The following is a 17,899-nucleotide window of genomic DNA, read 5'->3' as shown; positions in this document are numbered from 1 at the left end:
AAGATCCTGACTTTCCTGTTAGTTTGAACTGCTCGGATTTTGGCTTGCGGTCGGCCGGAGTCGCCGGCGAAATGATTAGTAACCATTGAGTAACCAAATCGGGCCGAATTTGCTCTATTTTCGTGACTTCAGTTTCCTTGGATCGTCACGAAATGAACTCAGGCAAGTTACTCAGCGCAGCCGTGCTCGGCGGCGTGGTGTTGGTCAGCGGTTGCGCGGTCGTGCCGCCAAGCGGGCCGAGTGTTGTTGCGTTGCCGCGTTCGGGCGAACCGCTCGCGACTTTTCGCGCGGACGACTACGAATGCCGTAATTACGCGTATCAGTCAGGTAATCCGCAAGGTGCGGCGCAAGCGGCGACCACGAACAGCGTCAACAGCAGCGTGCTGGGCACGCTCGGTGGGGCGGCTGCGGGTGCCTTGATTGGTGCGGCGGCGGGCAATGCGGGAGCGGGCGCGGCGATTGGCGCCGGCAGCGGGTTGTTACTAGGAAGCGCGGCGGGTGCGAACAGCGCCCAGTATTCTGCGGCCGGCTTGCAAGGCCAGTACGACGCGGCTTACGCGCAGTGCATGACATCGAAGGGCAACACGATTCAGCAGCCGCAAGTCTATGCGCCGCAGCCGGTCTACTATGCACCGCCGCCGCAGTATTACGCGCCGCCACCACCGGTTTATTACGCGCCGTATCCGTACTATTGATTGATATTTGTAACGGCTCGTCAGCTACGCACGCAACGGAACCCGGCGTACACATACTGATAGTGCGCTTGGAACCAGTTGCGAAAACTCGGTCTGAGCATGCATGCCGCCGTGCGCGGCGAGCCGCCTTTGAGCACGTAATGCTGGTCGTCGTAGAAATTCGCCGAGTAGCCCAGATAGAACGAGAACGGTTCGAACCCGGGTAATGGCCCGAACGGGGTCGATGTCCATTCCCAGCCATTGCCGAACTGTCCTTCCACGCCGGCCGCGCTGCGGTTTTCCGGATGCGCCTGAACGGGAGACGGTTCCCATCGGCGGAAATCGAAGTTGCCTGTCTGCGCGTGAGGCGCGCCTTCGGCGGCGCGTTGCCATTGCGCTTCGGTTGGCAACGACTTGCCCGCCCATTTTGCGTATGCGCTGGCTTCGGCATGGCTCACGTAGACGGGCCAGTCAGCCGGAAGGTCAATCTCGTCGAACATGGTTCGCAGTTTCCACGCATCCGCATTCGATGAATCCCGGACCCAGAACGCGGGTTGATCGATGCCTTCCTGCTCGATCCACGCCCAGTCGGCATCGCGCCAGAGATCGCGGTTCGAATATCCATCTGCCCGGATGAAGTCGAGCCAGTCGGCATTCGTCACCATATTGCGGTCGATCTCGAATGCCGGCACGTCCACCTTGTGTTCTCCAAACTCGTTGTCCCAGCCGAATGTTCCGCTTTCGCGCGTAAGGCCGAGCGTGGCCGTGCCCGCAGGCACGTGGACCATTTCGCGTTTTGAGCCGGTATCGAGGGGATGCCGCGCTTCCTGCTCGGTTACCTTCGGGCCAGTTTTCTGGTGTAGCGGCAACTGGTGCAGCATGTACGCAAGCGTCTCGGCATGCATCAGCCGATGCTCGATCGCAACTTCCAGCAACGTCTCCGGCTTGATCGCCGGCTCGACGAAACTGCCGTCCTTGTCGGCACCGTTTGTAATTTCGACGGGGTCGAAGCGCGCATCGATGTCATCGCGAATACGCTGCACATATGCGCGGATCTCTTCCAGCGTCGGCCAGTCTTGCGGCTGGTCGGTTGGCAGGCCGCCGTTGACAGGATCGATACCGAACGCGAACAACTGATCGAACTCTGCATTGGGACTGGGCAGGTCGAACAGGCGCTGATCGAAGAGATTCCGGTCGAACGCTTCCAGGTGACCAATGTAGAACACGATCCGATGCCGCTCGGCAATCGGCCGGTCATACAGGAATTCAGGCTTGACGACGGCGAACAGCGCGTCGGTTGCCTGGCGCGCTTCGCGCAGTCGGGCGAGCAGCGGATGCAGCGGGGTGGGTTCGCGATTCATCGCTCTTTTCTCCGGGCAGTGGCCGTGCGAAACGATAAATCGTAGCAGAGGACATGCCCGACGTGCTTGAACCGCCCGTGAACCGCATGAGCGGCATTCTTCAGACGGCGCGCAGACCTTCGAAGTCGAGGATATGGATCAATTTGCCGTCTGTGCGAAGCAGGCCTTTCGCCTGAAAACGCGAGAGGGTCCTGCTGACGGTTTCCAGCGTGATGCCAAGAAAACTGCCCATGTCGTCGCGCGTGAAACGCAGGTTGAATTCGCTCCCGGCGTACCCGCGGCGCGTGAGGCGCGAAGAGATGTCGAGAAGCAGCGCGGCGACACGTTCGTCGGCGCGCAAGGTGCCGAGGATCATGGTTTGTGTCGATTTGCGGACGACTTCACGGCTGAGCAACTGCAGCAGCCGCCGCTGAATGGCAGTGGTCTCGCGGCACGCGCGTTCAAAAGCGGACAAGGGGACGACGCAGACAGAACTGTCTTCCAGCGCTACGGCGCGGCACGCGTGATGGCCGTTCTCGAAACCTTCCAGCCCCAGCGCGTCGCCGCCCAGGTGCAGACCCATGACCTGATCGCGGCCATTCGCGCTCGTCACGACCGTCTTGAGTGACCCGGAGCGAATGGCGTAAAGCGCATCGAAGGTATCGCCGATACGGAACAGCGTTTCGCCGCGCCTGATGTTGCGCGCATTGACGATGACCGACTGCAGCTTGTCGGTATCGGTGGCGGACAAGCCTTCTGGCATGCAGTACTGCCGCAACGAGCATGTCGAACAGTGCGCGGCGTGGCGCGGGCCGGCGGAATGTGCTGATGCGGAAGTCTCGTGCAAGGTCTGCATGGCGTGCTCGGCTATAAGAACAATTTAGAACCTTGATCTGTAACAAGGAAAATTGTCCCATTGATACCATGCAAAATCCGGCGGCAGAACGTCGCGGACAATTTGTTGCAATGGCGCGGCGCCACCGGGCCCCGCGCGCATGACTGCTCCAACGCCTAAGCCGCGACCTGAGCTGCAACGTCTTCGCCTCCCGCTGCCGAAGGAATCAGCAGCACCGGCAGGGTTGCCTGCCGGAGACACCGCTCCGCCACGCTGCCAAGAATCAGCCGCTGGAATCCCTTGCGCCCGTGCGTGCCCATTACGAGGAGGTCGGCGTTGAATGCGGTCGCGGCCTTGAGAACGAGGTCGGCCACATCTTCCACTGACGACGCTTCACTCACCAGGACCTGGCCTTCCACCCCGCGCTGTTTCATCGCTGCGTTGGTTTCGGCGGCGAGCGTGGCGCCTTGATCCGCAAGCTGGGTACGCAGGATCGAGGGATCGTAGCCGGGGACATCGTAGTAGATGGGCGCCTCTTCGATCACGTAGAACGGCTGAAGCACCGCGTGATGTGTGACGGCGAGTTCGAGCGCGGTGTTAAATGCGCGGCTGGAAGTACGGCTGCCATCGATAGCGACGACTATTCGAGTGAACATGCGATTCTCCTTCTGCGGTTAAGCGTGGCTTTCAATCGTCCGACTGTATTTATTGCCGATCGTTCCATTCTGCACTCGCCGTCGTGGCGCCGATACGCGGAGGAAGACTTAATGGCGGCATACAATTCACCCCTCGCCTTCGATCATCTGCCCACTTTCTGCCCGTGTCCCAAGCCGCCGCCAGTACCGATCCGCATACCGCATCACCCCTTCCTTTTCGAAACGCCCTTTTAGCGATGCTCGGCATAGGTCTCGTCAACATGCTCGTTGCACTGGACCAGACCGTGGTGAGTACGGCGTTGCCGTCCATCGTCGCGGAACTGCATGGCTTCGAGTACTACGCGTGGATTGCGAGCGCGTATTTGCTGGCTTCGGTGGTGACGGTGCCGGTGTTCGGTCGGCTGGGCGATTATTTCGGGCGCAAGCGTTTCGTGATCGCCGCGGTGGTCACGTTCACGGTGGCGTCAGTGTTATGCGGCGTGGCGAACGACATGTTGTTCCTGGTCATCGCGCGCGGCTTGCAGGGCGTCGGCGGCGGCATGATGGTGGGTACCGCGTTTGCATCGATACCCGATCTTTTCCCCGATGCCCGTCTGCGCGTGCGCTGGCAAGTAGTCATGGCGGCGTCGTACGGCATTGGCACGGCGGCGGGGCCGTCGCTCGGCGGCTGGATGAGCGAGCACTGGGGATGGCGTTCCACGTTTCTCATCAACTTGCCGGTGGGCATCGCCGCGTTTTATTTCATCTGGGCGCATTTGCCGAACTATCGGCGGCCACGTCAGGGCGCGGTGAAAATCGACTGGATGGGAGCGGCGCTCGTGGCGCTCGTTCTCGGCGGATTGCAGGCATTCATTGAAGGCGTGCCGAAGAGCGGACTGACGACCGGCAACATCGTTCTCGCGATATGCGTAGTGATCGGCGCCGCAGCGTTATTGATGTGCGAGCGCCGCGCGACGCATCCGATCATTCCGCTCGATCTGTTCAAGGACCCGCAACTCGTGACCCTGTTCACGCTGTCCGTGCTGTCCGGATTCGTGATGTTTTCGCTGATCTTTTTCGCGCCGTTGTTGTTGCAGGGCGGCTTTGGTTTGTCGCCGCAGGAGGCCGGGTTGCTCGCCACGCCGATTGCGATGTTTATCGCGATTGGCAGCTTTATCAACACGCGGATCGTGATTCATTTGCGCAAGCCGACGATGATCCTTTCCATCGGCTTTACGTTGCTGTTGTTTGCGTGCATCGGGCTTTCGTTTGCCAATGCATCGACGCCGCATGTCTGGATCGAGATACCGATGGCCGGGATTGGTGTCGGACTGGGTTTCATCCTGAACAACCTGAATGTATTCGGACAGGAAATCGCCGGGCGCGAACGGTTCGGCATTACCACGGCGTTATTGCAATCCACGCGCATGGTCGGCGGGATGCTTGGAACCAGTGTGGTCGCGACGATCGTTCAGCATCATTATCGCGATGTCATCACGCGCACGCTTCGCGTGTTGGGCGAGCCGGCAAGTACCGCGTGGCTGCCGCGATTCAACGATCCGCGCATTCTCATCGATACAGCCTTGCGCTCCAAGCTTCTTGCCGATCTTGCGCCCGTTGGACTTGACGGCCCGGCGCTGATCGAAAGCGCGCGTGAAGTTCTCGTGCAGTCGATTCATATAGGCGTGCTGCTGACTGCAGTGGCTGCCTTGTCGGCGGTGCTGATGGTGCGGCGGGTTTCGCACATCACGTTTAAAAAGTAGCAGGGCTCGTTATGGATCAACGAGCCCTATCTCAAACCTCAATGCGCGCCGGCCGCCGCGCCGCCACCGCCGCCCTTCGCGCGCTTGGTGATCCAGATCAGCGGAATGATCAGGATGAAGATCACCGCGGACGCAAAGAAGATGTCGTTGAGCCCCATCATCGCGGCCTGGGTGTTCACGGTGAAGTCGAACAACCCGCGCGCCTGGGCTTCGTTGACATGCAATGTGTTCTGCGAAGCCTGAAGCGACGCCATGAAGGCCGGATTATTGGCATTCGCCTGCTCGGTCAGCCGTTCGTGATGAAGGGCAATCCGGTCGGTCCACGCGTTACCGCACAACGACGTGCCTACGGCGCCGCAAAAAACCCGGGCGAAATTCGATAAACCCGCCGCCGCCGGAATCTTGGAAGGCGGCAATCCCGACAAGATGATCGACGTCAGCGGCACGAAGAACAGCGCCATTGGAATGCCTTGCAACAGCGTGGGCAGAACCAGGTGCCATGTATCGATTTCGATCACGTACTTCGAGCGCATATAAAACACGATCGCGAAGCCGACAAACGCCATGGTCGCGACCACGCGTGCGTCGGTGCGCGGCAATACCTTGCCCATGACCGGGGCGAGAATCACCGCGAAAATGCCCAAAGGTGCGGTGACGAGCCCGGCGTCCACGGAACGGTAATTCAGGTACTGCTGCATCCATTGCGGCAGCAAAACGAGGTTACCGAAGAACACGCCATACGCCACGGAAATGGCAACCGTGCCGCCAAAGAAATTGCGTCCCGCGAACAAACGCAGATCCACCACGGGATTCTTTTCGGTCAATTCCCAGACTACGAAAAACGCGAACGCAATTATCGCGATGATCCCGAGCCAGACGACTAGCGGCGATGAAAACCAGTCGAGGTCGCGGCCTTTGTCGAGCATGATCTGCAGGCATGCCACCCATGCGATCAACAGCATCAATCCGACCGTATCGATAGGCGCTTTGCGCGTCGCCGATTCACGTTTGCGGTAGATGAACCACGTCACGCTTGCGGCGAATAATCCCACCGGGATGTTGATATAAAAGATCCATGACCACGAGTAACTGTCGGTGATCCAGCCGCCTAAAGCCGGACCCGCAATGGGGCCGACGACCGCGGTCATCGCCCAGAGGGAAAGCGCCATGGACGCTTTCTCCTTTGGATAAGAGCCCAGCAAGATGGCTTGCGAAAGCGGAATCAGCGGCCCGGCAACGGCGCCTTGCAACACGCGGGCGGCGAGCAGGATCGGCAGTGTCGGCGCAAGTCCGCAAAGCCACGAAGAGATCACGAATAAAATAATCGCGCCGACAAACAACTTGATTTGCCCGATGCGCTGGGTCAGCCAGCCGGTCAGTGGAATCGATACCGCATTGGCCGCGGCAAACACGGTGACAACCCACGTGCCTTCGTCCACGGACACACCCAGATTGCCGGATATGGTCGGAATGGCGACGTTCGCAATCGATGAATCGAGCACGTTCATGAACGTGGCAAGGGCCACGGCGACGGTTGCAAGGACAAGTTGCCCGCCTTTGAGAGGTTCAGGCGGGGCAGGCGCAGCGGGTGCGGCAGCAGGCGCAGTGCTCATGGCAGATCCAGATGAAGCGGCCACACGGAGAACCCATGCGGCCGGCGGTGCTAAAGCATCAATGGATGCTACGACAATGAATGTCATAGCAACGAATTGCCGCTAGTGTGCCAGCGTTCAATAAACCGCGCTGATCACAATACTTTCATTCAGATCCGAAATGCTTTCATTTAACCGACACGTCGATATCGCCGAGATGTTTCTTTGCTGCCCTGGCGATGGTTCCGTCAGCTTGCAACTTCGCGATGGCTGTGTCCAGGCGTTGCTTCAGCGCCTTGTCGCCCTTGCGGATGCCGAACGCAATGCCGCTGCCGAGGATTTTTTCATCGTGCACGGGACCGCCCGCGAATGCGTAACCCGCGCCATCCGGTTTCGATAAAAAGCCCGATTGACCCGCAGCCGACATCACGAGCGTGCCGTCCAGACGCCCGGCCTTCAGGTCCGTATAAGCCTGGTTCTGGTCCTGGTACGCCACCACGTTCACGCCCGCATTCGCCCAATGCGCCTTCGCAAACGTCTCCTGAACCGACCCCGCCAGCACGCCGATGTTCTTGCCCTTCAGCGACTCAGGCGTGGGCGTGAGGCCGCTACCCGTCTTGGCGATCAGTTGCGTCGGCACGTGATACACGATACTCGAGAAGTCGATGGCCTGGCGGCGTTGATCGGTGGCGTTCATCGCGGAGTTGATCGCGTCGAACTTGCGGCCTTGCAGCGCGGGAATCAGGCCGTCGAACGAGGTCTCGACCCACGCGCATTTCATCTTGGCCGCGGCACACACAGCGTTGCCGATATCGATATCGAGTCCCTGCAATTCACCCGATGCCGACTTCGATTCGAACGGCGGATATTGCGCCTCGATGCCGTAGCGCAGCGTGTCGGAATCGGCGGCGAAAGCGGTTGCCGTCGTGCACAACGATGCCGCAACCAGCATGGCGCCGGCCAATGCGTAAAGGCGCTTCTTCATATGATGTATCTCCCTTTGAGTATCGATGAATTCAAACCGCGCACAAACGGCGTGCGCCTTCGCGCAACGTGTCGTCGTCCTTCGCGAAGCTCAGGCGGATGATGCGGTTGTCGGTGCCGTCGGTGTAGAACGCGGATAGCGGGATTGTAGCGACACGCGTTTCACGGATCAGGCGCAGAACGAAGTCGCTGTCGGTTTCATCGGAGAACGCACCGAAGCGGGCCAGCAGGAAAAAGCTGCCCGCGCTCGGCAGCAGTTCAAAGCGCGAACCGGCAAGCGACTCGGCCAGCAAGTCGCGTTTCTTTTGGTAGAACGCGCCGAGGCCCAGATAGCTCGATTCGTCGCCGAGTGCTTCGGCGAACGCGATCTGCATGGGGGTATCGGCGGAGAAGGTCATGAACTGATGGACCTTGCGGATCTCGTTGGTCAGTTCCGCCGGGGCAAGCGTGAAGCCGACGCGCCACCCGGTCACATGATACGACTTGCCGAACGACGAGACGATCACGCTGCGCTCGGCCAGTGCCGGATAACGCGCCATGCTGTGATGCAGGGCGCCGTCGAAGACCACGTGCTCATACACTTCGTCCGACAACACGATGATCTTCGAGTCACGCGTTAGCGCGGTGAGGCGCTCGATATCCACACTCGTGAACGCGCTGCCCGACGGATTGTGCGGCGAATTGACGATGATCATGCGCGTGCGCGGCGTGACGGCGGCCTGAACTTCGTCCCAGTCGATGTGAAAATCCACCGGCGAAAGTTTGATCGCAACGGGCGTCGCGCCCTGCAACTGGACGATCGGGCCGTAGCTGTCGAAGGAAGGTTCGAAGTAGATGACTTCGTCGCCGGGGTGCACGAGCGCGCTGATGGTTGCGTACAGGCCTTCGCTCGCGCTCGCGACCACGGTGATTTCGCTTGCCGGATCGTAGGTCGCGCCGTAGAGCTTTTGCGTTTTCAGCGCGAGCGCGTCGCGCAGCGCGTGAACGCCGGACATGGGCGCGTACTGGTTATGCCCCGCGCGCATGGCTCGCGCGGCGCTTTCCACGAGCTTCGGGTCGGGCGCGAAGTTCGGTGCGCCTTGCGAGAGATTCAGCGCGTGATGTTCCTCGGCAAGCTGGCCGATCACGGTAAAAATGGTCGTGCCGACAGCGGGCAGCTTCGATTGAGGGGTCCAGGCACTTTTCACGACAAATCTCCGTAAGACTGAATTCATATACCGACGATCATTCGACAGCAGTCATTAACCGCCGACAATCGAAAGTTTGTCATACTAGCCATGCCTGCCGCTCATGGCTCACAAGGTTCCCCGATGAAACCGCTGCCTTCTCTCGATGTCCTGAAGACGTTTTCTGTCGTTGCGCAGCGCCTCAACTTTACGCGCGCCGCCGATCTGCTCAATGTCACGCAAGGCGCCGTCAGCCGGCAAATTTCCGGGCTGGAGGCGCATCTTGGGTATGCGCTCTTCGTGCGCCAGCCGCGCGGCCTGGCGCTCACGCCGAACGGCGCCATGCTGCTCGCGCCTGTGCAGCAGGCGCTTGCGCAGATCACCGAAGCGCTCGAGCGCAGCGGCGCGCAGTCGGGCACCTTGCGCGTGAAATGCCCGACGTGCGCCATGCGCTGGATCTTGCCGCGCGTGATCCGTCTGCAGAACGAGAGGCCGGAACTGGTGATCGAGGTGACGGCGGCGGTGTCCCATGGGGTGGAATTCAACGCCGAGCAATTCGATGCCGCCATCGTTTTCGGTCAGCCGGCGCTGAAGGGCGTGAGTTCGCATCATCTCTTCGACGAAGTCCTGACGCCCGTCTGCGCGCCTGGTTTGCTCAAGCGCGTGACGCGAGACATCACGCCGGACGACCTCGCCGAGCAGACCTTGCTGCATCCCACACGGGACCGGCGCGACTGGCTGAGGTGGCTTGCAGCTTATGGGTATCGTGGATTGCCGTCGGCGAAAGCGCAGCACTTCGACACGCTCGACCTTGCGATTTCATCAGCGATGCAGGGCATGGGCGTGACGATCGGCGATTTGTCGTTGATCGAAGAGGATTTGCTCGCGCAACGGATCGTCACGCCGTTTTCGCTTTGCGTGCCGAGCGGAGCTTCGTATTACCTGATTTATCCGGAACGCCCGGCGGCATCGAAGGTATTGAGCGAGTTTGCCGAGTGGATGGAAAGCGAGGCCGCGCTGACGCGGGCGGGGCTTTCGAGGTATCTGGAACGGGCGTAAGCAATTTTCCGCTATGGCAAAACGCGTCCCCGAGCCTTGGTACAAACCACCCGCCGCCGATGAATCCTGCGCGCTATGCGGCCGGCCGGTTCCGGCAAGCCAGCGCGACGAACATCACCTCGTGCCCAAGTCGAAGGGCGGCAAGGACGTCGCGGTGCTGCATCGGGTTTGCCACAGGCAATTGCACGCGCTTTTTAGCGAAGGTCAGCTCGCGAAGGAATATTCGACCGTCCCGGCGTTGCTCGCCAATGACGATGTCCGCAAGTTCGTCGACTGGGTGAGGACCAAGCCGCCCGGCTTCTACGAACGAACCCGGCGAAGCTCCACGAAACGATAGGCGTCGAGTCGCGAGTGTGGCCATGCCGCTATAGTGGGCGACCACACTCAACTCCATGGATCACGCGATGCGTCTGTTTTTTGCCGGGCTTTTTTTGGTGCTGGGCCTCGCCGGTTGCGCGAGTCTGTTCGATCGCGACGCGCCTCGCGTGAGCGTCGCGGGTATCGAACCGATTGCAGGGCAGGGGCTCGAGCTGCGGTTTGTCGTGAAGCTGCGCGTGCAGAACCCCAACGAAACGCCGATCAACTACGACGGCATAGCGCTGGACCTCGAACTCGACGGCAAACCATTCGCGAGCGGCGTGAGCGACGCACGCGGAACATTGCCGCGTTTCGGCGAGACCGTGTTGAATATCCCGTTGACGGTTTCCGCATTCGCCGCCGCGAGGCAGGCATTCGGCCTCTCCGGCGTGATGCAGCGGGGCAGCGTGCCCTACACCGTGCGCGGGAAGCTCGCGGGCAATATGTTCGGCAGCGTGCGCTTCACCAGTTCCGGGACGATCAAATTACCCGCCTCATTGCAAGGCGGGTACTGAAGAGGGCGGCAATCGCCTGATTGCCGCCGCGCTTCATGATGCTTACGTGCCGCTCTTCGTGACGATCGGCACCCAGGCGCCGCTCTTGACCTGGTACATGGTAGAGGAAGCGTTCTTCAAGGCGCCTTTGTCATCGAAAGCGATGGTTCCCGTGATTCCCGGAAACGAGATCGCTTTCAACACCGGCCGATACACCTTAGGATCGATCGATCCCGCTTTTTCCATTGAGTTGATCGCCGCCCACGCCGCGTCATAGCCGAACGGCGCGTACGACAGGATCGCGACGCCAAACCGCTTCTGGAACTTGTCGGCGAACGCCTTGCCTTGCGGCATCTTTTCAAGCGGGCTGCCGTACTCCCAGGCCATCACACCTTCGGCTGTGTCGCCGGCGAGCTTCAGGAAGTCAGCATCCATCACGCCGCCGCCGCCCACGAGCTGCGCGTTGACGCTCAACTGCTTCATCCGCTTGGCCACGGCCGCAGCTTGCCGGTCGAGGCCGCCGAAGAAGATCAGGTCCGCGCCTGCGCCCTTGAGCGCCGTCAGTTGCGCCGAGAAATCGACGGTTTGATTGTCGCTGAACTGACGCGCGATGATCGAGCCGCCGGCTGCTTTTACGGCCTTCTCGAACTCGTCAGCTTCGCCCTGGCCGAAGGCCGTGCGATCATCGATGATCGCGATCTTCTTTGCCTTCGTGACCTTCACCGCGTAGGTCCCGGCGTTGCCGGCGTTCTGGGCATCGCTGGAAATGACGGTGAAGACGTTGTCGAAACCGCGTTGCGTGATGGTCGGATTGGTTGCGGCTGGATCGATCACGGGAATGCCCGCGTTTTGATAGACCTGCGACGCGGGAATCGTCGTGCCCGAATTGAAGTGTCCGACGACCACGGCGACGCCGCCATCCACGAGCTTTTGCGCCGCCTGCACGCCCACGCGCGGGTCGGCCTGGTCGTCTTCGGCCTGGATGATGAAGTTGGCCGTCTTGCCGCCGATCTGGATCTTCTTGGCGTTGGCTTCATCGAGTGCAAGCTGCACGCCGTTCTGCAAGTCCTTGCCATAACCGGCGTTTGCGCCCGTCAGCGGCGCAGCGAAACCGACCTTCACATCGATGTTTTCAGCAGCGGCGGACAGTGGCAACGCACCTGCGGCGGCAGCACACGCGATGATCCAGGCAAGCGGTTTGAGGCTTGTTCGAAGATGCATTTTTTCTTCTCCTTCGGGTTGGACAGGTCGGGCGGCCAGGACGGTTTATTGGTTTGATGACGCGGTTCAGCATCAGGAATGAACCATGGCCGATTTAGCTCGGCAAGGCGGATTTCCCCGCGTCGTCATTATGTTGTCGACGAAATAACTGCTTAAACCAAACCGGGCTTTGAACGCGAGGAAATGCGATTCATCGCCACCAGCAATTTAGGAAACCAAATTAGCGACGTCTTGGCAGTTCATCGCATTCGCGATGCGCATTTCGGCATAGCGGATTTAGCTGAAGCCAAACGGGGCCGCCAGACGGAAGGCACGCCCGGATTGATTCATTTACGCGTTTGTTCAATACAACAGATCGCAGTGTCAACCCACGCCTGAAGATTGCGGCACAAATCAGCTCGGACCGGGGGAGTACTTTCAAGAGACTGGGAATCAATCATATATATCGAAAGCATTACGGATTAATTTCATCCAAGTCATTGAAAGACTTGCGAAAACGGCTAGTTGTAATGTGGTCTTCAACTCGGTGTAATTATAATGAGAATCGTTCTCATTTGTGTTGACGATTCGGGATCGTCTCGGTACGATTCCGTCGCCGGTGCCTTATGGAGAACGGTTCCGGAGAGATTTTCGATATGCGTCGTTACCACGCAACCGGCGATTACCGCCGGCGAAAAGGTCTCAAGAATAATCAACGCGACGCTCGCGTTCGCTTCAATCGCCGCGACAGCCGCCGCAACAAAGACAAAGGATTTCGATGCAACCCGTCCACCCGGTCCAACGCGATATGCGCGTTTCGAAAGCGCCCTTGCGCCGTGCCTTGCTGAGTGCGTGGCTTGCGCTGGCTTCATCGGCGGCAATGGCAGCCGGCAACCCGGCGAATCCGGACGCGACACCCACGGACGCGCCCGAGGCCGACCTGAACATCCAGGCGCAACAAGCGGGTCAATGGACGGGTGTGTGGACCCGCTCGACCTTGCTCGGCGACATGGGCGGCATTCGCTCGTTCCTCGGTAAATACGGCGTCTCGCTCCAGGCGACGGAAACATCGGAATACCTGGCCAACGTGCGCGGCGGCCTGAAAACCGGCGGCACTTACGACGGCCTGACCACGGTCACCCTCGGCCTCGATACGCAAAAGGCTTTCGGCTGGGAAGGCGGCACGTTCAACGCGAGCGCGCTGCAGATCCATGGCCGCAACCTGAGCCAGTACAACCTTGGAACGCTCAACACGGCGAGCGGCATTGAAGCGCAGGACACGACGCGTCTCTGGGAACTCTGGTACCAGCAATCGTTCTTGAACAAGCGCGTGGACGTGAAGGTCGGCCAGCAAAGTATCGACCAGGAGTTCATGGTCAGCTCGTACGCGGCCACCTTCGTGAACACCATGTTCGGCTGGCCGGGCCTGCCGTCCTACGACATGCCCTCGGGCGGTCCGGCTTATCCGCTGTCCGCGCTTGGCGTGCGGGTGCGCGGCCAGATCACGCCGGCGATCACGGCATTGGCGGGCGTCTACGACGGCGATCCGCTCGGCAACAATCCGAACAATCTCAGTGGCACGAACTTCAACCTGCATAACGGCGCGCTGTACATAGGCGAGTTGCAGTACGCGATCAACCAGCCGTCCGATGGCGAAATGGTCGGCCTGCCGCAAAGCGGTTTGCCGGGCACGTACAAGATCGGCTTCTGGTACAACAACGAACGTTTCGACGACCAGGGTATCGACGATACCGGTGTGTCGCTCGCCAATCCGGCAAGCAGCGGCAACGCGCAATCGCACCGCGGGAACTACAGTTTCTACGCGGTCGCGGACCAGATGATCTGGCGCCCCGACCCGGATGAACCGCGCAGTATCGGCGTGTTTGCGCGCGTGATGGGTGCGCCGGGCGACCGCAACCTCGTGAGCCTTTCGGCGAACGCGGGCATCGTGATGAAGGCGCCGTTCAAGGGGCGCGACAACGACAGCGTCGGCATCGGCCTCGCGTACATCAAGGTCGGCAATCACGTGCACGATCTCGACGTGCAGAGCGCGGCGTTCAGCGGCGCCCCGTACGGCGTGCGCACCAGCGAAACCGCGGTCGAAGCCACGTATCAATATCAGGTCACGCCGTGGTGGATCATGCAGGGCGACCTGCAATACACCTTCAACGCAGGCGCGGGCCAGAACCCGAACGACCCGACTGCGGCCCTGCGCAATACCCTCGTGGTCGGCGTGCGCACCACCATTACCTTCTGATCGACGGGACTCGTGACCATGAACCTCGATGCACGCACCCGGAACACTCGCATGAAAAAACTTATCGGCATCATCGCGCTTGCGGGCGGCCTCGCAGGAACCGCCGCACAAGCAGCGCCTGTCGGCTTTCTCGAAACGCTGCATAGAAACACCACGCTCGTGAACACCGTGCCGTCCAACGGCGACCAGAATCCGTATGCGCTCGTGGTCGCGCCGGTTTCAAGCGGGACGGTCAAGCAGGGCGACGTGCTGGTCGGCAACTTCAACAATGCCGCCAACTTGCAGGGCACCGGCAGCACCATCGTCAACTATCACCCTGACACCAAGGAGCTGAGCGTCTTCGCCACCGTGCCGCGCGACTTGAAGGAATGCCCGGGCGGTATCGGCCTCTCGACCGCGATGACCATGCTCAAGTCGGGCTGGGTGATCGTCGGCAGCACGCCGAGCAACGACGGCACGACCAACACCAAGGGCGCGGGCTGCCTGATCGTGCTGGACAACCAGGGCAAGGTTGCATCGACGATCGTGAGCCCGAACATCAACGATCCGTGGGGCAACATGGCGGTGGTCGACAACGGCGATCACGCGACGCTCTTCGTGAGCAACGCGGGCTTCGGTGTGGGCGCCGCGGACGGCACGCCGCCGGTCTTCAAGCAGGCGACCATCCTGCGCCTGGACCTGGATATTCCCGAGGGCCGTGCGCCCGTCGTGAAGCAGGAAACCGTGATCGCAAGCGGCTTCGGCGCGCAGGCGGACAAGGGCGTGTTCCTGGTCGGGCCGACGGGACTGGCGTTGTCTCAGGATCAGAAGTTGTTGTACGCGTCGGACGCCATCGGCAACCGTGTAACGGAAATCGATGACCCCATGACGCGCGACACCAGCGCGGGCGTGGGCCGCCAGTTGACCGCCGACGGCTTCCTGCATCGGCCGCTCGCGATGGTGACCGCGCCCAACGGGCACCTGCTGGTCACGAACGCGTTGAACGGCCAGGTGGTGGAGATCGATCCCGCGACGGGCAAGCAACTGTATGCACGCTGGATCGATACCGACAAGGCGCAATCGCCTCCGGGCAACGGCGACTTGTTCGGCATTGCGCTGACGCCGGAAGGCGACGGTTTCTATTACGTCCAGGACGATGTGAACACGCTGGTCCTGGCGAAGTAACACGCAACACGTAACAAGGCAGGGCGACATCATGGCAAACGATCAGGATCCACCGCGCAGGCGCTTTCTCAAAGCGGGCGTTGCCGCGGGCGCGGCGCTCGGCGCGGGTTCGGTCGCGCACGCGGCGACCAAGGCGCAGTTCAAGCAACCCGCCGACCCGATGACCGTGGTCGAGCCGTTTTTCGGCGAGCATCAGGCGGGCATCGTGACACCGCAGCAGAGTCATACGTATGTGGCCGCGCTCGATCTCACGACCGACAAACGCGACGACGTCATCAACCTTCTCAAGCAATGGACCGATGCGGCGGCGCGCATGTCGCGCGGCGAGACGGCGAAACCGCTGCCCACCGACGATAAATCCGCGCCCGATTCCGGCGATATCCTCGGCGTCGGCGCGGCGGGTCTGACGGTCACGTTCGGCTTTGGCCCGGGCATGTTCGAGCACGAGGGCAAGGACCGCTATGGCATCGCGAAGCACCGGCCGGCTGCGCTCGTCGATTTGCCGCGCTTCAATGGCGACCAGTTGCTGCCGCAGAAAACCGGCGGCGACATCCTCATTCAAGCCTGCGCGAACGATGCCCAAGTCGCGTTTCATGCGGTGCGTCAGCTCGCGCGCATGGGGTATGGCATGGTCGCGATGCGCTGGGGCCAGGCAGGATTCCTGTCGGGTCCGCGCGGACAGACGCCGCGCAACCTGATGGGCTTCAAGGACGGCACGAACAATCCGTCGACGGCGCAACCCGCGCTGATGAACCAGTTCGTCTGGGCCGACGCGCCCGACGCGCCGTGGATGAACGGCGGCACGTACACGGTCGTGCGGCGTATCCGGATCACCATCGAACACTGGGACCAGATGGAACGCGGTTTCCAGGAACAGGTGATGGGCCGCGAGAAATACAGCGGTGCGCCTATCGGCAAGAAGAACGAGTTCGACGCGCTCGATCTCGACGCCGCCGATAAAGACGGCAACCCTGTGATCCCCGACAACTCGCACGTGCGCTTGTCGAACCAGGCGACGAACAAGGGCGCGCAAATCTTGCGCCGCTCGTATTCGTACAACGACGGCACGGATTTTTATATCGAACGGTGGCCGCCGTGGCGTCAGGAAACCGAGTACGACGCGGGGCTAATCTTTATCGCGCATCAGAGTGATCCGCGCACCGGTTTCATTCCGATCAACGACCGGCTCGCGAAGTTCGACATGATGAATCAGTTCACCACGCACGTAGGCAGCGGCGTGTTCGCGTGTCCGCCGGGTGCGCGGCCGGGGTCGTACATCGGTGCGGGATTGTTCGAAGCTTGACCCGTAGTCGCAGTTGCTCAACGTCAAAAACACAACAGGAAAGAATGCAATGAAGACCACACGCTCCATGCCCGTATTGCGCGCGCTGTGCGGCATCGCGGTGCTGTCCGCCTCGGCTGCCCTGCCGTTGAGTTCGGCTGCAGCCACGCTGACCCTGTACAACGCGCAGCACGAACAGGTCGTGGCATCGCTTGCGAAAGATTTCGAGGCGCAAAGCGGTGTATCGGTGAAGGTCCGCAACGGCGAAGGCCCGGCAATGGCCGCGCAACTCGTTGCCGAAGGCTCGGCTTCTCCCGCCGATGTCTATTTCACCGAGAACTCGCCCGAACTCGTGCTGCTCGGCGAGAAGGGCATGCTGGAAAAGACGGATGCGTCCACGCTCTCGGTGATCCCGGCGCGTTTCAACTCGCCGCAGGGCGACTGGGTCGGCGTGCTCGCGCGTGAGAACGTGCTGGTCTACAACACGAAGAAGGTCGAGGCGGCGCAACTGCCGGCATCGCTGATGGATCTCGCCAAGCCGGAGTGGAAAGGCAAGGTCGGCATTGCGCCAAGCGACGGCGATTTCCTGCCGGTCGTGAGCGCCGTGATCGCAATGAAGGGCGACGACCAGGCGCTGCAATGGCTCAAGGGTCTCAAGAAAAACGCGCAACTCTTCGATGACGACGAAGGTGTGGTCGCGGCCGTGAATCGGGGCGGCGTGGCGACGGGCGTGGTGAACAACTACTACTGGGCGCGCCTGCACACGCAACTCGGCGACAGCGCGACCCGCAGCGCGATCTATCACTTCGGCAACGGCGATGTGGGCGCACTGGTGAACGTATCGGGCGCGGCGGTGTTGAAGTCGAGCAAGAACCAGCAGGTCGCGCAGCAATTCCTCGCGTATCTGGTGAGCGAACGTGCGCAGCAACTGATCGCGAAGGGCAAGATCGCGTATGAATATCCGTTGCATGCTGGCGTCGCGCCTGACCCGATGTTGAAGCCTTTCGACCAGTTGAGCCCGCCGTCGTTGAGCATCGAACAACTCGGCGATGACAGCAAGGCCGCGAAGCTGATGCGTCAAGCCGGCTTGTTGTAAA

General features: G+C 61.0%; 17 protein-coding genes. 10 read left to right on the top strand and 7 right to left on the bottom strand.

What is annotated here, in order from left to right; translation table 11 throughout:
* The first annotated feature begins 152 nt into the window (after positions 1–152).
* Positions 153–695 (top strand): glycine zipper family protein, encoded by a 543-nt coding sequence (locus AX768_RS28585; RefSeq protein ID WP_062003401.1) that lies wholly within the window; start codon positions 153–155, stop codon positions 693–695.
* 20 nt (positions 696–715) lie between these two features.
* On the opposite strand, the gene AX768_RS28580 is transcribed toward AX768_RS28585, so the two are convergent.
* From AX768_RS28580 to AX768_RS28570, 3 genes are all read right to left on the bottom strand, one after another.
* Positions 716–2,035 carry an SUMF1/EgtB/PvdO family nonheme iron enzyme gene (locus AX768_RS28580; protein ID WP_062003400.1) on the bottom strand — a complete coding sequence of 440 codons (1,320 nt, stop codon included), beginning with the start codon at positions 2,033–2,035 and terminating at the stop codon, positions 716–718.
* 100 nt (positions 2,036–2,135) lie between these two features.
* The gene (locus AX768_RS28575) at positions 2,136–2,777 is read right to left on the bottom strand and encodes a helix-turn-helix domain-containing protein (protein WP_062003399.1); all 642 of its coding nucleotides are present in this window, start codon (positions 2,775–2,777) and stop codon (positions 2,136–2,138) included.
* 248 nt (positions 2,778–3,025) lie between these two features.
* Positions 3,026–3,505 carry a universal stress protein gene (locus AX768_RS28570; RefSeq protein WP_062003398.1) on the bottom strand — a complete coding sequence of 160 codons (480 nt, stop codon included), beginning with the start codon at positions 3,503–3,505 and terminating at the stop codon, positions 3,026–3,028.
* A gap of 236 nt (positions 3,506–3,741) precedes the next feature.
* Between AX768_RS28570 and AX768_RS28565 the strand changes: the two genes are divergently transcribed.
* The gene (locus tag AX768_RS28565) at positions 3,742–5,247 is read left to right on the top strand and encodes an MFS transporter (protein ID WP_062003397.1); all 1,506 of its coding nucleotides are present in this window, start codon (positions 3,742–3,744) and stop codon (positions 5,245–5,247) included.
* 38 nt (positions 5,248–5,285) lie between these two features.
* On the opposite strand, the gene AX768_RS28560 is transcribed toward AX768_RS28565, so the two are convergent.
* The 3 genes from AX768_RS28560 to AX768_RS28550 all read right to left on the bottom strand — a co-directional run bounded on the left by AX768_RS28560 (position 5,286) and on the right by AX768_RS28550 (position 9,010).
* Positions 5,286–6,860, bottom strand: a complete 1,575-nt coding sequence (locus AX768_RS28560; RefSeq protein WP_062003396.1) for a DHA2 family efflux MFS transporter permease subunit — start codon at positions 6,858–6,860, stop codon at positions 5,286–5,288.
* Between the two features lie 166 nt (positions 6,861–7,026).
* Positions 7,027–7,791 (bottom strand): ABC transporter substrate-binding protein, encoded by a 765-nt coding sequence (locus AX768_RS28555; RefSeq protein WP_256927629.1) that lies wholly within the window; start codon positions 7,789–7,791, stop codon positions 7,027–7,029.
* Between the two features lie 64 nt (positions 7,792–7,855).
* Entirely contained in the window at positions 7,856–9,010 is a 1,155-nt protein-coding gene (locus AX768_RS28550; protein ID WP_062003394.1) for a methionine aminotransferase, read from the bottom strand.
* Between the two features lie 123 nt (positions 9,011–9,133).
* Between AX768_RS28550 and AX768_RS28545 the strand changes: the two genes are divergently transcribed.
* From AX768_RS28545 to AX768_RS28535, 3 genes are all read left to right on the top strand, one after another.
* Complete coding sequence (locus AX768_RS28545) at positions 9,134–10,048, top strand: LysR substrate-binding domain-containing protein (RefSeq protein ID WP_062003393.1); 915 nt, start codon at positions 9,134–9,136, stop codon at positions 10,046–10,048.
* Between the two features lie 13 nt (positions 10,049–10,061).
* Complete coding sequence (locus AX768_RS28540; protein WP_062003392.1) at positions 10,062–10,385, top strand: HNH endonuclease; 324 nt, start codon at positions 10,062–10,064, stop codon at positions 10,383–10,385.
* Positions 10,386–10,452: 67 nt separating this feature from the next.
* Complete coding sequence (locus AX768_RS28535) at positions 10,453–10,920, top strand: LEA type 2 family protein (protein ID WP_155524355.1); 468 nt, start codon at positions 10,453–10,455, stop codon at positions 10,918–10,920.
* Between the two features lie 42 nt (positions 10,921–10,962).
* On the opposite strand, the gene AX768_RS28530 is transcribed toward AX768_RS28535, so the two are convergent.
* The gene (locus AX768_RS28530; RefSeq protein ID WP_062003390.1) at positions 10,963–12,120 is read right to left on the bottom strand and encodes a branched-chain amino acid ABC transporter substrate-binding protein; all 1,158 of its coding nucleotides are present in this window, start codon (positions 12,118–12,120) and stop codon (positions 10,963–10,965) included.
* A gap of 183 nt (positions 12,121–12,303) precedes the next feature.
* Here AX768_RS28530 and AX768_RS33060 point away from each other — a divergent pair, with 183 nt between their 5' ends.
* The 5 genes from AX768_RS33060 to AX768_RS28510 all read left to right on the top strand — a co-directional run bounded on the left by AX768_RS33060 (position 12,304) and on the right by AX768_RS28510 (position 17,898).
* Positions 12,304–12,498 carry a hypothetical protein gene (locus AX768_RS33060; RefSeq protein ID WP_155524354.1) on the top strand — a complete coding sequence of 65 codons (195 nt, stop codon included), beginning with the start codon at positions 12,304–12,306 and terminating at the stop codon, positions 12,496–12,498.
* A 409-nt stretch (positions 12,499–12,907) separates the two neighbouring features.
* Positions 12,908–14,356, top strand: a complete 1,449-nt coding sequence (locus tag AX768_RS28525; protein ID WP_442857276.1) for a carbohydrate porin — start codon at positions 12,908–12,910, stop codon at positions 14,354–14,356.
* 51 nt (positions 14,357–14,407) lie between these two features.
* Positions 14,408–15,520 (top strand): hypothetical protein, encoded by a 1,113-nt coding sequence (locus AX768_RS28520; RefSeq protein WP_086381217.1) that lies wholly within the window; start codon positions 14,408–14,410, stop codon positions 15,518–15,520.
* Between the two features lie 31 nt (positions 15,521–15,551).
* Positions 15,552–16,823, top strand: a complete 1,272-nt coding sequence (gene efeB, locus AX768_RS28515; RefSeq protein WP_062003387.1) for an iron uptake transporter deferrochelatase/peroxidase subunit — start codon at positions 15,552–15,554, stop codon at positions 16,821–16,823.
* 49 nt (positions 16,824–16,872) lie between these two features.
* Entirely contained in the window at positions 16,873–17,898 is a 1,026-nt protein-coding gene (locus AX768_RS28510; protein WP_062003742.1) for an iron ABC transporter substrate-binding protein, read from the top strand.
* Position 17,899 lies beyond the last annotated feature (1 nt).

This window comes from Burkholderia sp. PAMC 28687, assembly GCF_001577465.1.
Taxonomy (GTDB): Bacteria; Pseudomonadota; Gammaproteobacteria; order Burkholderiales; family Burkholderiaceae; genus Caballeronia.
This window is presented reverse-complemented; position numbering and strand designations above follow the sequence as displayed.

Excerpts from the sequence above, each read along its gene's own strand:
- AX768_RS28585 (WP_062003401.1), top strand. The coding sequence starts at position 153 with ATGAACTCAGGCAAGTTACTCAGCGCAGCCGTGCTCGGCGGCGTGGTG.
- AX768_RS28580 (WP_062003400.1), bottom strand. The coding sequence starts at position 2,035 with ATGAATCGCGAACCCACCCCGCTGCATCCGCTGCTCGCCCGACTGCGC.
- AX768_RS28575 (WP_062003399.1), bottom strand. The coding sequence starts at position 2,777 with ATGCCAGAAGGCTTGTCCGCCACCGATACCGACAAGCTGCAGTCGGTC.
- AX768_RS28570 (WP_062003398.1), bottom strand. The coding sequence starts at position 3,505 with ATGTTCACTCGAATAGTCGTCGCTATCGATGGCAGCCGTACTTCCAGC.
- AX768_RS28565 (WP_062003397.1), top strand. The coding sequence starts at position 3,742 with ATGCTCGGCATAGGTCTCGTCAACATGCTCGTTGCACTGGACCAGACC.
- AX768_RS28560 (WP_062003396.1), bottom strand. The coding sequence starts at position 6,860 with ATGAGCACTGCGCCTGCTGCCGCACCCGCTGCGCCTGCCCCGCCTGAA.
- AX768_RS28555 (WP_256927629.1), bottom strand. The coding sequence starts at position 7,791 with ATGCTGGTTGCGGCATCGTTGTGCACGACGGCAACCGCTTTCGCCGCC.
- AX768_RS28545 (WP_062003393.1), top strand. The coding sequence starts at position 9,134 with ATGAAACCGCTGCCTTCTCTCGATGTCCTGAAGACGTTTTCTGTCGTT.
- AX768_RS28540 (WP_062003392.1), top strand. The coding sequence starts at position 10,062 with ATGGCAAAACGCGTCCCCGAGCCTTGGTACAAACCACCCGCCGCCGAT.
- AX768_RS28535 (WP_155524355.1), top strand. The coding sequence starts at position 10,453 with ATGCGTCTGTTTTTTGCCGGGCTTTTTTTGGTGCTGGGCCTCGCCGGT.
- AX768_RS28530 (WP_062003390.1), bottom strand. The coding sequence starts at position 12,120 with ATGCATCTTCGAACAAGCCTCAAACCGCTTGCCTGGATCATCGCGTGT.
- AX768_RS33060 (WP_155524354.1), top strand. The coding sequence starts at position 12,304 with ATGCGATTCATCGCCACCAGCAATTTAGGAAACCAAATTAGCGACGTC.
- AX768_RS28525 (WP_442857276.1), top strand. The coding sequence starts at position 12,908 with ATGCGCGTTTCGAAAGCGCCCTTGCGCCGTGCCTTGCTGAGTGCGTGG.
- AX768_RS28520 (WP_086381217.1), top strand. The coding sequence starts at position 14,408 with ATGAAAAAACTTATCGGCATCATCGCGCTTGCGGGCGGCCTCGCAGGA.
- efeB (WP_062003387.1), top strand. The coding sequence starts at position 15,552 with ATGGCAAACGATCAGGATCCACCGCGCAGGCGCTTTCTCAAAGCGGGC.
- AX768_RS28510 (WP_062003742.1), top strand. The coding sequence starts at position 16,873 with ATGAAGACCACACGCTCCATGCCCGTATTGCGCGCGCTGTGCGGCATC.